Annotated in this window: 12 protein-coding genes and 2 pseudogenes; 3 read left to right on the plus strand and 11 right to left on the minus strand. The window is 61.6% G+C overall.

What is annotated here, in order from left to right; translation table 11 throughout:
* Window positions 1-15: 15 nt before the first annotated feature.
* The 6 genes from ABMA59_RS24845 to ABMA59_RS24870 form a co-directional block, all read right to left on the minus strand.
* Window positions 16-1,155: an enolase C-terminal domain-like protein gene (locus tag ABMA59_RS24845; protein WP_349008084.1), complete on the minus strand. Its 1,140-nt coding sequence runs from the start codon at window positions 1,153-1,155 to the stop codon at window positions 16-18.
* Window positions 1,156-1,392: 237 nt separating this feature from the next.
* Window positions 1,393-2,403, minus strand: a complete 1,011-nt coding sequence (locus ABMA59_RS24850) for a hypothetical protein (RefSeq protein ID WP_349008085.1) — start codon at window positions 2,401-2,403, stop codon at window positions 1,393-1,395.
* Window positions 2,404-2,427: 24 nt separating this feature from the next.
* A complete protein-coding gene (locus tag ABMA59_RS24855; RefSeq protein ID WP_349008169.1) occupies window positions 2,428-3,210 on the minus strand; it encodes a GntR family transcriptional regulator in 783 nt (260 codons plus the stop codon).
* Window positions 3,211-3,306: 96 nt separating this feature from the next.
* Window positions 3,307-4,254 carry an ABC transporter permease gene (locus ABMA59_RS24860; protein ID WP_349008086.1) on the minus strand — a complete coding sequence of 316 codons (948 nt, stop codon included), beginning with the start codon at window positions 4,252-4,254 and terminating at the stop codon, window positions 3,307-3,309.
* Between the two features lie 101 nt (window positions 4,255-4,355).
* Entirely contained in the window at window positions 4,356-5,138 is a 783-nt protein-coding gene (locus ABMA59_RS24865) for an ATP-binding cassette domain-containing protein (protein WP_349008087.1), read from the minus strand.
* A gap of 43 nt (window positions 5,139-5,181) precedes the next feature.
* On the minus strand, window positions 5,182-6,141 hold the full coding sequence (locus ABMA59_RS24870; RefSeq protein ID WP_349008088.1) for an ABC transporter substrate-binding protein: 960 nt from the start codon (window positions 6,139-6,141) through the stop codon (window positions 5,182-5,184).
* Between the two features lie 268 nt (window positions 6,142-6,409).
* Between ABMA59_RS24870 and ABMA59_RS24875 the strand changes: the two are divergent.
* Window positions 6,410-7,151 (plus strand): annotated as a pseudogene (locus ABMA59_RS24875) (IS481 family transposase); the annotation flags it as partial.
* A 188-nt stretch (window positions 7,152-7,339) separates the two neighbouring features.
* On the opposite strand, the gene ABMA59_RS24880 reads toward ABMA59_RS24875, so the two are convergent.
* On the minus strand, window positions 7,340-8,491 hold the full coding sequence (locus tag ABMA59_RS24880; protein WP_425475983.1) for an IS110 family RNA-guided transposase: 1,152 nt from the start codon (window positions 8,489-8,491) through the stop codon (window positions 7,340-7,342).
* Between the two features lie 267 nt (window positions 8,492-8,758).
* Between ABMA59_RS24880 and ABMA59_RS24885 the strand changes: the two are divergent.
* Window positions 8,759-8,971, plus strand: a pseudogene (locus ABMA59_RS24885) (integrase core domain-containing protein); the annotation flags it as partial.
* Window positions 8,972-9,098: 127 nt separating this feature from the next.
* Here the strand turns inward: ABMA59_RS24885 and ABMA59_RS24890 are convergent.
* From ABMA59_RS24890 to ABMA59_RS24905, 4 genes are read right to left on the minus strand one after another with little or no spacing between them, the layout of a single operon-like run.
* Window positions 9,099-9,887, minus strand: coding sequence for a transporter substrate-binding domain-containing protein (locus tag ABMA59_RS24890; protein ID WP_349008089.1), 789 nt, complete (start codon window positions 9,885-9,887; stop codon window positions 9,099-9,101).
* Window positions 9,884-10,636 (minus strand): amino acid ABC transporter ATP-binding protein, encoded by a 753-nt coding sequence (locus ABMA59_RS24895; protein WP_349008090.1) that lies wholly within the window; start codon window positions 10,634-10,636, stop codon window positions 9,884-9,886. Before ABMA59_RS24895 ends, ABMA59_RS24890 begins: the two co-directional genes overlap by 4 nt.
* Window positions 10,623-11,264 (minus strand): amino acid ABC transporter permease, encoded by a 642-nt coding sequence (locus ABMA59_RS24900; protein WP_349008091.1) that lies wholly within the window; start codon window positions 11,262-11,264, stop codon window positions 10,623-10,625. Before ABMA59_RS24900 ends, ABMA59_RS24895 begins: the two co-directional genes overlap by 14 nt.
* Window positions 11,265-11,266: 2 nt before the next feature.
* Window positions 11,267-11,932, minus strand: a complete 666-nt coding sequence (locus ABMA59_RS24905) for an amino acid ABC transporter permease (RefSeq protein WP_349008092.1) — start codon at window positions 11,930-11,932, stop codon at window positions 11,267-11,269.
* A 185-nt stretch (window positions 11,933-12,117) separates the two neighbouring features.
* On the opposite strand from ABMA59_RS24905, the gene ABMA59_RS24910 reads away from it, so the two are divergent.
* Window positions 12,118-12,894: an SDR family oxidoreductase gene (locus ABMA59_RS24910; protein ID WP_349008093.1), complete on the plus strand. Its 777-nt coding sequence runs from the start codon at window positions 12,118-12,120 to the stop codon at window positions 12,892-12,894.
* Window positions 12,895-12,974 lie beyond the last annotated feature (80 nt).

Raw genomic sequence — 12,974 nt, forward strand, 5'->3', positions numbered from 1 at the left:
ACGTTGTCATGCGAGTCACCAATCTCGTGGCGTGCCGTCGCTGCTCCATTCGGAGAGGACGGGCACGCGTGCCGGATCAAAAGCCAGCCGGTCCGGCCTGACCCCAAGACCGAGACCGGTACGCTGGGGAAGAGGAAACGCGCCGTCGGCTGCCATGTCGTCCGCCTCATGCGTGTAGATACCGTCCTCGCGATCGCGGCTCGGACGGAACTCCAGCGCGCCGAACGTCTGTGCAATGGCACTGGCGTGCAACGAGGCGGCCGTATGGACGAGGCCGTTGGGGCTATGAGGGTTGAAGACGACGGAACTCGTCTCCGCCATGTCGGCGAGCACCCGCATCTCGGAAAGCCCGCCGGCATTGCCGACGTCTGGCTGGATGATGTCGGCCAGGTGCAGTTCGAGCACACGCTTGAACTGCCAGCGCGTATAGAGCCGCTCGCCAACCGCCATCGGCGTTTGGAAATGGCGCCGGGCCTCTGCCAGCGCGGTCTCATCCTCGACCGGGACCGGTTCCTCGATCCATAGCGGCTTGAGATCACGTACCGCGCGTTCGATGGCGACAGCGGCGTGCGCCTGCGGCCGGCCGTGGAAATCGAGCGCGAAGTCGACATCCGGCCCGATTGCCTCGCGCACGGCGGCGCAGCAATCATAGACCTGTGAAACGAGCTGCGTTGCGGGCTGGCTCTCCGTCGGCGGCAAAGGATAAAATTTGACGATGCGAGCGCCGGTCTGAACCGCCGCCCGAGCCCGCCGCGCAAGCTCGTCCGGATCGGTACTCAGGCCGCAATTGGCGTAAGTCCGGATCGAGCTGCGCACCGCACCGCCGAGCAAACTATGCACGGGCACTCCAGCGATCTTGGCCGCGATATCCCAGAGCGCGATGTCGATCCCTGACAAAGCCGATGTTTCGACCGCCCCGCCGCGCCAGTAGCCATGCCGATAGGCGCGCTCCCATATCTGACGGATCGAACGCATGTCGGCGCCGAGCACCAGCCGCGCAGCATCGCGCACAGCGCCCATGACCGCATAGGGCTTGCCGGGGAGCGTACATTCGCCCCAGCCCCAGATTTCGGGATCGTCGGTCCGTACCAACACGAAGACGAGTTCGGAGAACTGGCCCGAATGCAGATGCGCTTCGATGGATTCGATCTCCATTGCTGCTCACCAGTCCACGATCGAGCCGTTGGGATCGACCGCGGCTTCGGCAGGCAACAGGTAGATCATAATGTCCGCGATCATCATCGGCTGAATCTCCACCGGATAGGAGGGCTCGGCGCTACCCGAATGAGCATCGCCAATTGTACTACTACCATATTACTATACTAGGATATTTTAGGCAGCAAGCGTGAATCGTGACGTTGACGCCGCGCCCAGCGGGAAACCGCTGCGTCGTTAAAGGTCGGTGATCCCGATCGAATAGCTGGTGGCGAGACGACCACCTGCGGGAAGACGAACCGTGGTCGGGATGCCCGCCCGCCGCCATGGATTTGTGGGATCGGCCGACGCCTCCAGGCCGAGATCGAAGGCGGCGCAGGCTGGTTCTATACCGAGCGCCTGGAACCGGCCATTCCAGGGGTAGTCTGCTCTTCCACAATTGGCGATCCAGAGCATCACAGTCGGAAACAATCCGGATTCATACTGCAAGCTAGTGACGTAGCGTTCCGCCAAATTGCGCAACACGACACGGCCGGCAGTCGCGGCGACTTGCAGCAGATCCTCGTTTGGTGCCTCGAGAGGAAGACGGCTAAAATCGATGGTTCCGGTGCCGATGGCCGGCACGGCGTCAAGCTTTACAAAGGCGGCATCAGGCCGCGCCTTGGAGCTTGGATCAAGAGGGACGGGAAAACTCCTACCACCGACGGCGCCTTCGATGATCACCTCGGCCTGTCCGGCTGCAGGGGGTAGGCGAAACACAGGATGCAGTCCAAGAGGGAGATCGGCGGAGGAGCGCATTTCGACCTTTAGATCAATCTGTAGTTCCGCTTTGCCGCGCACTCCTCGAATGCTGCGGCAAAGGCTGCTTACTGGATGGGTGGCAGGGTATTCGATGGCAAGCTCGATTTCGTTGCCGTCGTGAGCTACCAGCGACCACTCATGATTTGAGCCATAGCCGTGCGGCCACGGATCGGAGGAGGGTAAAGAACCGCCGCTCCACGCAGCCGAGAGGTCTGTCCGGCTTGGTACGCCGAACGGCACGCAGGGCCATTCCCCGCGAAGCCGTCGAAGCAGGCCAGGCAGCGCGGCGCGTTCCGGTGTATCGTCATCGCCCCATTCACCGACGGCAAGGGGCTGGATACGCCGCCCGTCCGGCAGCAGGAATTCCGCAGGACCAAGCATCGCCCCAAGCGACTGAACTGTCGCCATTCCGCAGTCCCACGTAACACGCCATTCGTCCTGCCGCATGTCCGCCTCCAGGAGATCGTCCGGTTACCCAGGCATACGAGGCGGCCTTCTGCGCCCAGTCTGGGTAGCCTTACCTGTCGAGCCAGACGGCTCCTGCTCGAAGAAGGATCCATGCGCCGCGATCAGCCCCTCGATCGAGTGAAACACGTCACGCAGGTGTCGACGAGTTGCTGCCTCGGCAGCCCTCTTGTCTCGCTTGGCAATGGCGTCGACGATTGCCTGGTGCTGCGCGACCAAGGCATCCAGGTCGGCCGCACTGTTCATGTTGAGATAGCGGACACGGTCGAGTTGCACCTTCTCTGCAAGTGCAATTGTCCAAAGCCGGGGAAAGCCGGAGGCTGCTGCGATAGAGGCATGCAACTTCTCGTCAAAGAGATAGAAGGTCTCGTAGTCACCCTCGTCCGCGCAGCGCAACTGCGTGCGCATGATATCGGCGAGTATGGCGTCATCCTCCTCGGTCGCGTTCTGCACAGCCGCACCCGCTGCCGCGCATTCGAGCGCCTCGCGGATGAACTGCGCCTCGCGTACCTTCGATAGGGCGATCTTAGTTACAAAAGTCCCGACCTGCGGATAGATGATGACCAAGCCCTCCTCGGCAAGGCGCAGCATCGCCTCTCGAATTGGCGTTCGGCTGACGCCGAAGCGCTGCGACAGGCTCTGCTCGGAAAGCTGAGTACCAGGTTGAAGCGCACCGTTGATGATATCGTGGCGAAGCGAGAGAAAGACCTGCGCAGAGACCGTCGCGCCGCGATTGATCATCACTTCCCGTCCGCCGTTCGACGTGCTGGCCGTAGGTTCCTTCACCATCAAATATCTCCAATCAATTATCAGAGAAATTGTAGTATACCAGAGCGCTCGAAGTCTCCAGCACGAGGATCGGCCAATCCGTTCTGTCCATCAACACTACCGGCCGCTGCTTCGAGCCCGCTGCAACTGGTCGAGTCCGACCGCCGCCACCAGCAGCACGCCGATGATGACGCTCTGCCAGAAGGGCTGCACGCCATTTATGATGAAGCCGTTCTGCAGCACCGCCGGGATGAAGATGCCGACCATCGTGCCGAGCACCGTGCCACGACCCCCGAAGAGGCTGCCGCCGCCTATCACCACGGCGGCGATTGCCGCAAGGTTGTCGGTAGCATGGCCGCCGAGGCTGGTCGTCGTGAAGCGCGCGACGTCCACCAGTCCTGCGACGCCGGCGAGCACGCCCATCCAAACAAACACGGAGATCTTCACACGTACGGTGTCGATACCGACGCGCCTTGCCGCCTCCTCGTCCGAGCCGATCGCGTAAACGTGATGTCCGAAACGGGTGCCGGCCAGCACGATACCGAAGATCACAGCGATCGCGCCCGCGAGCCACACCACGGCCGGCAGCCCCAGCACCACCCTGCCGCCGAACCATGACTGCACCTCGAGCGGAACGTAACGGACATTGACGCCGCCAGAGATGATCTGCGCGAGCCCGAGCGCGCAGGCCAGCGAACCAAGCGTAACGACAAAGGAAGGGATGTTCGCGCGCGCTACGAGCACACCGTTCACGTACCCCCACGCAGCGCCCGACAGCAGGCCGGCCGCGGCGCCGGCAGCGAGGCCAAGCGCCAGCTGTGGATAGACGCCGGCCGCGACCTCCTGCGTTGTCCCGGCAATCGCCACGCAGGTCTGCGAAGCCACGACCGAGCTGAATATCAGGACGGACCCGACCGAGAGATCTATCTGCCTAGCGATAACGACGAAGGTCATCCCGACCGCTAGGAGGCTCAGCGAGGCGGCATCCAGGAGAATATTGCGGAAGTTGACAAATGACAGGAATGCGTTGCCCGGACTGACGATCGAGAACAGGGCCACGATCATCACCAATGTCACAAGAATGAAATTGCGTGAGATATATCGCGCTACACTGACCCGGCTCACAATTGCAACATCGCCTTCATGCAAATTTGGTCTCATCGTCCTCACCCCCCGGCTAAAAACCGATCAGCACCGGTAATAGCGGCCACCAGCTGATCGATGCTGAAATTGCCGGCCGTGAATTCAGCTGCCTTGGCGCCGAGCCGCAGCACGACGACGCGGTCGGCGACACTGAGCACGTCCTGCATGTTGTGGCTGATCAGCACGACGCCGAGCCCGAGATCGCGCACGCGTCGGACAAGTTCAAGTACCTGGCGCGTCTGCGCCACGCCGAGTGCCGCGGTCGGCTCGTCCAGAAGCACTATCTTGGAGGCCCAGGCGAGTGCACGCGCGATCGCGACGGACTGGCGCTGCCCTCCAGAAAGAGCGCGCACTTCCGTGTCCACGGATTTCAATCGGATATCTAGGCGCGCCAGCGTCGCGTCAGCCCCTCTGCGCATGGCGCCATAGTCGAGGAAGCCCAGTCGCCCAGCCAGGCCGGGCCGGCCCATCTCGCGGCCGAGATAGATATTGGAGGCGATCGACATGTCGCCCGCCAGCGCGAGATCCTGATAGACCGTCTGGATGCCGTGGGCCGCGGCGTCGCGCGGCGAGCCGAACGTCAAATCGGCGCCGGACATGGTTATCGCCCCGGATGTTGGCATGATCGCCCCGGAGAGTATCTTGACCAGCGTCGACTTGCCGGCGCCGTTGTCGCCGACGAGTGCCACGACCTCGCCGGCATGGATGTCCATATCCACGCCGGCCAACGCGGTGACATGGCCATAACTCTTGTGGAGCCGCCGCGTGGAAAGCAGCGGAGATCTCGATGTTTCCGTCACGGACATTCCCCCGCCTAGCTGCGGTCGACCGACCAAGGTGCTCAAGGGTTCAATCGCAGGACGCGACATACTGGGCGGCCTTGCCTTCGGGCGTATCCAGATTGTCAGCCGAAAGCATGAAGGGGTCCAATTCGCGGCGGCGCGGAAAGTCGCGCTTTCCATCCAGATACGCGACAGCGTCGGCCACGGCGGCCACGCCGAGCTCGCGCGGGTTCTGCGAAATAAGGGCATCGATGGTGCCGTCGCGGAGCGAATTTGCCAGCGTCGGGGAGGCGTCGAAGCCGACGAGTTCGACTTTGTCGGCGACACCGGCCTGACGAAGCGCCGCGGCGGCACCCTGAGCGGTGATCAGATTGACGGCAAAGATGCCCGCGAGGTCGGGATGGGCCTGCAGGGTGGCTGAAACGACCGCGGCTGCCTTGTTTTGATCATTGTCGGTGTACTGGACGCCAAGATATTGGAACCTCTTATTGTCCGCGATGCGCCGCTCGAAGCCCTGCTGGCGCTGGTCGGTCGAGGAGATGCCCGGTTTCACGCCCACCACGAGGAGCTTGCCGCCGCTGGGAAGCTTGCCGATCATGCGATCGGCCGCCATCTCTCCGCCGCGAAACTGGTTCGCGGCCAGGAAAGTGAAGGGGATTTCGGCCTCGATGTCGTCGCCGACCGTCATAACCGGGATACCCGCCTCTGAAGCCGATTGGATCGGCGCGATCATGGCGCGGGAGTCGGTCGCATCGATGATGATGACATCCGGCTTGGTCTGGATAACCGCCCGCAGGACTGTGGACTGCTTGCCCGCGTCCCACTCCGCCGCCCCGGATATCGTCGCCTTGACTCCGGCTTTCTCGGCAGCTTCCAGCACACCGCATTCTTGCGTCGTGTAGTATTCGTCGCCCGTGTAACCTTTCACATAGGCGACCACCCGGTCCTCCGCGTGTGATGCCGGCACACCGGCCATCATCGCCGCCACGCTCGCGGCCATTGTAAGTTTGCGCAGGTGCTTGTCCATTCGCTCCTCCTCCCGGAAATCGTTACGGTCGGCTTCGCCCAACTCTTTTCCTGGTATGTCGGAGAGCGAAGGGCCAGCTTGTTATATGGTAGTAGCCTACAGTATCATGGGTGTCAACGTGGCTGGAGTTGGTTGTACCGCACAGAATGGTGGAGGGATCGATGCGGGCGAGTTAGCTCGCTAGCTGTGAGCTTTCGGGAGGTTGTCCATTCGGACCGGACCGAGGAGACTGGAGTTACCAGGCTTCAGCACTTGTCGGAGGGTCCGAATGAACATCCACAAGAATGCCCGTCTCACGCCGCTGCGTCGAGAGGAGATGGCGCTGTCGGTGATGGAAGGCGCTTTTTCCAAAGCCCATGCGGCGCGTTTACGGCGTGTCTGCCAAGATCGTGGCGCGCTGGGTCGAGCGTTATAGGGCCGAAGGGGCGGGTCGGCATGGCCGACCGTTCCTCTCGGCCCGCCCATATGCCACAGGCCGCTGCTGCGTCGATCGCCGAACGCGTCGTGGCGCTGCGGCGGCAACGTTGGACCGGCAAGCACATCGCCCATGAGGTCGGCGTCTCGCCTGCCACCGTCAGCCGGGTTCTCAAGCGTGCTGGACTGTCGCGGCTGAGCGATATCGAGCCGGCCGAACCGGTCCGGCGCTACGAGCGCGAGCATCCCGGCGAGATGATCCACATCGACATCAAGAAGCTCGGTCGTTTCGAGCGCATCGGTCATCGCATTACCGGCAAGCGCACCGGCAATGCCAGCTCGCGCGGCAGCAGTTGGGAGTCCATGTCTGCATCGACGACGCTTCCCGCATCGCCTTCTCACAGATCCTGCCCGACGAGAAACAGGAGCGCGCCATCGCCTTCCTCAAGGCGGCGGTGGCCTATTACGCCAGCCTCGGCGTCGAGATCGCGCGCGTCATGACCGACAACGGCTCCTGCTACAGATCGAAGGCCTTCGCCAAGGCCTGCCGCGATCTCGGCCTCAAGCATGTCAGGACAAGACCCTACCGCCCAAGACCACTGATGTGATCGACAAGAGCCTTTTTGATAAATCTGCGCTATTCTCCTGTCGCGCACGGACGACCGCGTGGCGAAGAGCAGGGTCCGAGGTGAGAGCCCTGCCGCGCAGCTTCTATCGTCGCACCTCGTTTGCGGCATCCGTGCGCGCCTTTCTCGGACCTCGCGGGTTCCAACCGGCGACGATGTCAAGCGAAGCGGGCATAGGCGCCCTCGGCCTGCTCGACCCAGCGGCGCTCTTCTTCCCGGTGGCTCTTGATGTTGTAGGCGTGCGCGGCCCCCTTTTGGCCGCGCAAAGCCTTGCTCCCGGCCCTGAGTTCCACATCGCGCAGCTTCTTGGCATATAGGGAGGGTCGAACCCACGGGTAACTCTCGCCCTTCATCAACAGATGCCAGATCACGACAGCGAGTTTGCGTGCGGTTGCCACGGCCGCGACATGCTGGCCGCGCCGGGCCCGCACGCGCAGGAAGAAGGCTCGCAACGGTCCGGGAGCACGAGCGGCCGCCCAGGCCGCCTCGACGAGCATGCCTCGCGCATGACCACGGCCCTGCTTGGTGATCCGCCCATGGTAGGCCGGACCTGGTCCGGACTGTCGGACGCTTGGATTCAACCCGAGATAGCTGACGAGCTTCTGCGGATCGTCGAAGCGTGACACGTCGCCGATCGCCGCCTTCATCGCCAGCGCGACGATCATATCGACGCCGGGAATGGTCATCAGCCGCTTCACGCCTTCATCCGCGAGAGCCGCGCGGGCAAGATCGCGCTCGATCACCTGAAGATCGTCGCCCAGCCGGTCGAATTCGCGCAGATGCCGATCGATCGCGAGGCGCTCGTCCTCCGGCACGATCTGCCCACTCAACCACGACCGGCCCTTGGCGCCGCACAGGTCGGCATGCGGGCAGGACGGGATCAGGTGGCTATGAAGAATCGACTGGATGACGTTCTTCAATCGTGATCTCTGCCGTACGATCTGATTGCGCCGTGTCACCTGTCGACGCAGAGCCTGCGTCGGCTCATCCGGAATCCAGACTTCCGGCAGGAAGCCGCTGGCATAGAGCTGCGCCAGAACGCTGGCATCGATCGTGTCCGTCTTGATCTTGGCATAGGCGATGATGCGCACCTGCTTGGGGTTTGCGATCACCACTTTCTTCAAATGCGGCGCGACAACCGCGGCGGCCGAGGACGCGTTGCCCGTCGCCTCGATCACCACGACATCATCCAACGACAGCTTTGCGGCGAAGGCATCCAGCAGATCACGTCGCATGTCGACACGACCCAGCCGCCTGAGCCTGCCGTCCTCCCACGCTACCGCCTCGGCGAAGGCGCGATGGATATCCAGTCCGATGATGCGCATGCCCGTTCCTCCTTCTTGGCTCGGTCAAAGACGGGAGCTGGCGGGCAACACGACATCTACTGATCCGCGCTCGCAGCGCATCCGGGAAAGTCGCGAGGGGCGGCCATGTAACGAGCTCGGGCTCTCAGCCCATGGTCTAAAGACGGCCTGCCCGCACCTTCGTGCTCCCGGTGCCCCACGTCCCGGATGGGCTCACCATAAGGCCGTTCCAAAACAAGAACAGCAGGACGAAAAGGCACCAAAGATCACATACCGGATAACGGCAAGACCGAACGCTTCATCCAGACGGCGCTTACGGAATGGGCTTACGCAATCGCCTATCCAACCTCGACGCATCGAGCTGCCGAGTTGCCAACCTGGATGCACCGCTACAATTGGCATCGTCCACACGGCAGCCTAAAGTCCAAAACACCTATCAGTCGCCTCGCCCTAACCGAGGACAACCTGTTGAGGCTCCACAGCTAGCCATGTACACGACGGGCATCCGGCCCATCTGAAATACCCATCGTTGCCTCTGCTACGGCATCCCCGTTTGATTGCAGTATCCGGTCGGTTATGTGCACCGGTAAGACACGCCCATGGTGAGTTGGCACTACCAGACGGGGAGCTCGGGCAGCGGAGAGCTTAGCCACTTTCGGTGGATGGCATCGAGCTGCCCAGAGAACTTCAGGAAGGCGACGAACTCGTTCATCCACTGCAGCACCTCGGTTTCGCCCTTGCGCACGCCGATGCTGTAGGGCGACTGTCGCACCGTGAACTTGATCTGAAGGTTAGCCCCGTCATTGCGCTTTATGAGTTCGCTCGCCCAATGGCTGGCGGCGATGATTGCGTCCACCTGGCCGGAGAGCAGGGCCTGCCCGACGGTGGCGTCGTCATCGAAGCGAACGATCTCGGTACTTGGATCGGCGATCGGCGTAAACGAGGTGTCCTGCGTGCCACCTCGGACCACGCCGACGCGCATATTGGCGAAGTCGGCTGGGCCGATGGCAGCCTTGTCGTCGTGCGCAACGGCGACCACGTCGACACTACCATAGGGAATACTGAACCACACTTGGTTGGCCCGCTCCGGGCTCATGCTCAGCGTCGCCACAACGATGTCTACCTGATTGGTCAGCAAAGCAGGAATTCGACCGGGACCGGCAACCTGTACGAACTCGACCTGCACGCCCAGCGCCTTTGCGATGGCGTTTGAGACGTCGGCGTCATAACCACTTGGCCGCGTGCTGGTGTCGGTGAAGCCGTAGGGCGGGATCGTCTGGTCCATGCCGATGACGATTTTGCCACGCTGCTGGATGGCCTCGATCGTTTGTGCCGCGGCGGGCAGCACGCCGATAGATACGAGCGTTAGGGCCGCCACCACAATGATCCTAGATAGTCTCATACCCGATCCTCCTTGGGGTTCATTCTCTTGCGACCGAGGAAGCGAACTAGTTCCTCGGTTTGGGGACGCGACAGGAGATCGGTGGGTTTGACCTCCTCATGGATTCTCCCGGCATGCATGAATACAATGCGGTCGGCCACGCTTGCCGCAAACTGGATGTCGTGGGTGACAATGAGCATCGTGTTGCCCTGCTCGGCGAGTCCGCGCAGGACGTTCGTTACTTCCTCGACCAGCTCGGGATCGAGTGCTGACGTGACCTCGTCGAGCAGCATGATTTTGGGCTTAAGTGCGAGAGCGCGGGCAATCGCCACGCGCTGCTGCTGGCCGCCAGACAGACGGGCCGGATAGACATCGGACTTCTCAAGCAGGCCGACCGTCCGCAACGCTTGGGTGGCGCGTTCGGCGGCCACGGGTTTCTTCAGCTTCTGCACTTGGCGCAGTGCAATCGTGACGTTGGAGAAGACGGTGAGGTGAGGGAAGAGGTTGAATTGCTGGAAGACGATTCCAACGTTGCGAAAGTAGTCCTTGCCTGCGACCTGACCGGCAGTGAGCGCCGCGTCCCCGCACATCACCTCACCGGCCTGGAACACTTCGAGGCCGCCCACACACCGCAGTAATGTGCTCTTGCCCGATCCCGACCGGCCGACGATGGCCACGACCTCGCCAGCGGCAATCTCGGTGCTCATTCCATCGAGCACCGGCAGTTGGCCATATTGCTTGGAGAGATTTCGAACGCTAACGAGCGCCATGCTGGAGCCTTTCGAGACGCCGGGAGAGAAGGGACAAGGGCCAACACAAGGCGAAGTAGATCGCCGCGACGATCCCGTAGACGAGCATCGGCTCGAACGAGAGGTTGGCGACCATCGTGCCGGTCTTGGTTAGGTCGACGATGCCGATAATGGAGGCGAGCGACGTGGTCTTGAGCAGTGAGACCAGGAAACCGACAGTCGCCGGCAACGCGATCCACAGCGCCTGCGGCCCAACCAGCAAGACCATTGCATGCAGGCGACCAAAGCCGAGACTGCGCGAGGCGTCCCACTGAGTCCTCGGAACGGCCTCCATCGCACCGCGCCAGATCTCGCCCAGAAAGCCGGAGGCAAAGATGGCCAACGCGACGACGGCCGAAATCAACGGGGGGAGCCGCAGGCCCAAAATGGCAAGACCATAATGGACAACGAAGAGCTGCAGCAGCGTGGGCGTGCCCTGAATTACCGACACAATTAGCCGTGCAGGGATGCGCAACAGCGGATGCGCGGTATGAGCAACGGCGATCGCAAGACCACCGGTGGCACCGATCAATGCGGCGGTGATGAAGAGCATCAGCGTGATGCCCGTGCTGGCGAAGATGGCCGGCAAGTAGGCGATTACGGTTTCCATGCTCAGGCCCACCGCGCAAAGAAGAGGCGCCAGATTAGTGCGAAAACCACTTTGAAGACGGCCACAATGACGAGGTAGATGCCAGCGGTGACGATGTAGACCTCGAAGCTGCGGAAGTTCAATGATTGGATATAATTCGCCATGGCAGTGAGGTCGTTCGCCGAGATTGCAGACACCACCGACGATCCAAGCAGTAACAGGCAGAATTGACTGGTGAGTGAGGAATAGGTGTTCCGTATCGCCTGCGGCAAGATAATGCGCAGGAAGATTTGTCCAGGCGAAAAGCCGATCGAGCGGCCCGCCTCCCACTGAGGGATTGGAATGGCCTGGATGCCGCCCCGAAGAATCTCAATTGTATAGCCCGAAAAGTTGATCACCATGGTGATCACTGCGGCCTCATTGGCGGAAAGCCGCAAGCCGATCTGGGGCAATGAGAAGTATATGAAGAAGAGCTGCACGAGAAATGGAGTGTTGCGTACTGCCTCGACATAGCTGCGCGCAATCCAGGCCGTCGGCGTCACGTTCGACAGTATGGCGAAGGCACCCAACGCGGCAATGACGAGTCCGGCTCCTGCAGCGTTGACCGTTAGCAGGATGGTCAGCCAGGCGCCTTCGGCTAGATCGCCTAGAAACGGCCAGACGTGAAAGAACTGCAAACTCACATTCATGCAAACCGACCCGAGCCGCACCTCGGCGGCATTTTAGAAAGAAACCGCTCGGCTTGACCCAAACGGCTCTTTTCCTGGTATGTCGGAGAGCGAAGGGCTAGCTTGTTATATGGTAGTAGCCTACAGTATCATAAGTGTCAACGTTGCTGGTACGGGTTGTACCGCACAGGATAGTGGAGGGATCGATGGCAAGAACGGCAGGGCGCCTGGCCAACAAGGTGATCATCGTGACGGGCGCGGCAAAAGGGATCGGTAATGCGATCGCGCGGTGCGTATCTCGCGAAGGCGCTACGGTCGTTCTGACGGACATCGATGGAGAACGCGCCCGCGACGCGGTCGTACTCTTGGGTGATGGTTGCATCTTCATGGAGTTGGACGTCGCCGATCAGGGCCGTTTCGATAGCGTCGCAGCAGAGACGCTCACTCGGTTCGGTCGCATCGACGGATTGGTCAACAACGCGGGCATCAACGTAAAATACGAGCCGCTGGCCATGCCCGACGCGGAGTGGCACCGCTGCCTCAACATCAATCTGAAGGGACAATGGAATGGGTGCCGCGCCGTGCTGCCGACAATGGTGCGCCAGCAAGCCGGCGCAATAGTCAATATCTCGTCGGTGCACGGCCATCAGATCGTCCCGGCGAGTTTCCCCTATCCGGTGTCGAAATCTGCAATCCTCGGACTTACGCGGGCCCTCGGCGTCGAGTATGCGCCGAATAACATCCGCGTGAATTCGATTTCGCCCGGATATGTCGATACGGACCTGCTTCAGGACTATTTCAACAGTCTGCCAGATCCGGACAGCGCGCGTCGGTCCACGGACGAACTGATTCCTGCGCGACGCGTCTGCCGCCCTGACGAGGTCGGCATGACCACCGTATTCCTCCTATCCGACGAGGCTCCATACATTGCCGGCAGCGACATTGTGATCGATGGTGGGCGGCTGGCGATGTACCATAACTAGCGGGTTTCCATCCATAAAACGGCTGATTTGTGGCTTTGGTGCATGGATCGGGAATTTGTCTGACGCGGTCTTTGATGTTT

The organism is Mesorhizobium yinganensis, from assembly GCF_040081985.1.
GTDB classification, from domain to species: domain Bacteria; phylum Pseudomonadota; class Alphaproteobacteria; order Rhizobiales; family Rhizobiaceae; genus Kumtagia; species Kumtagia yinganensis.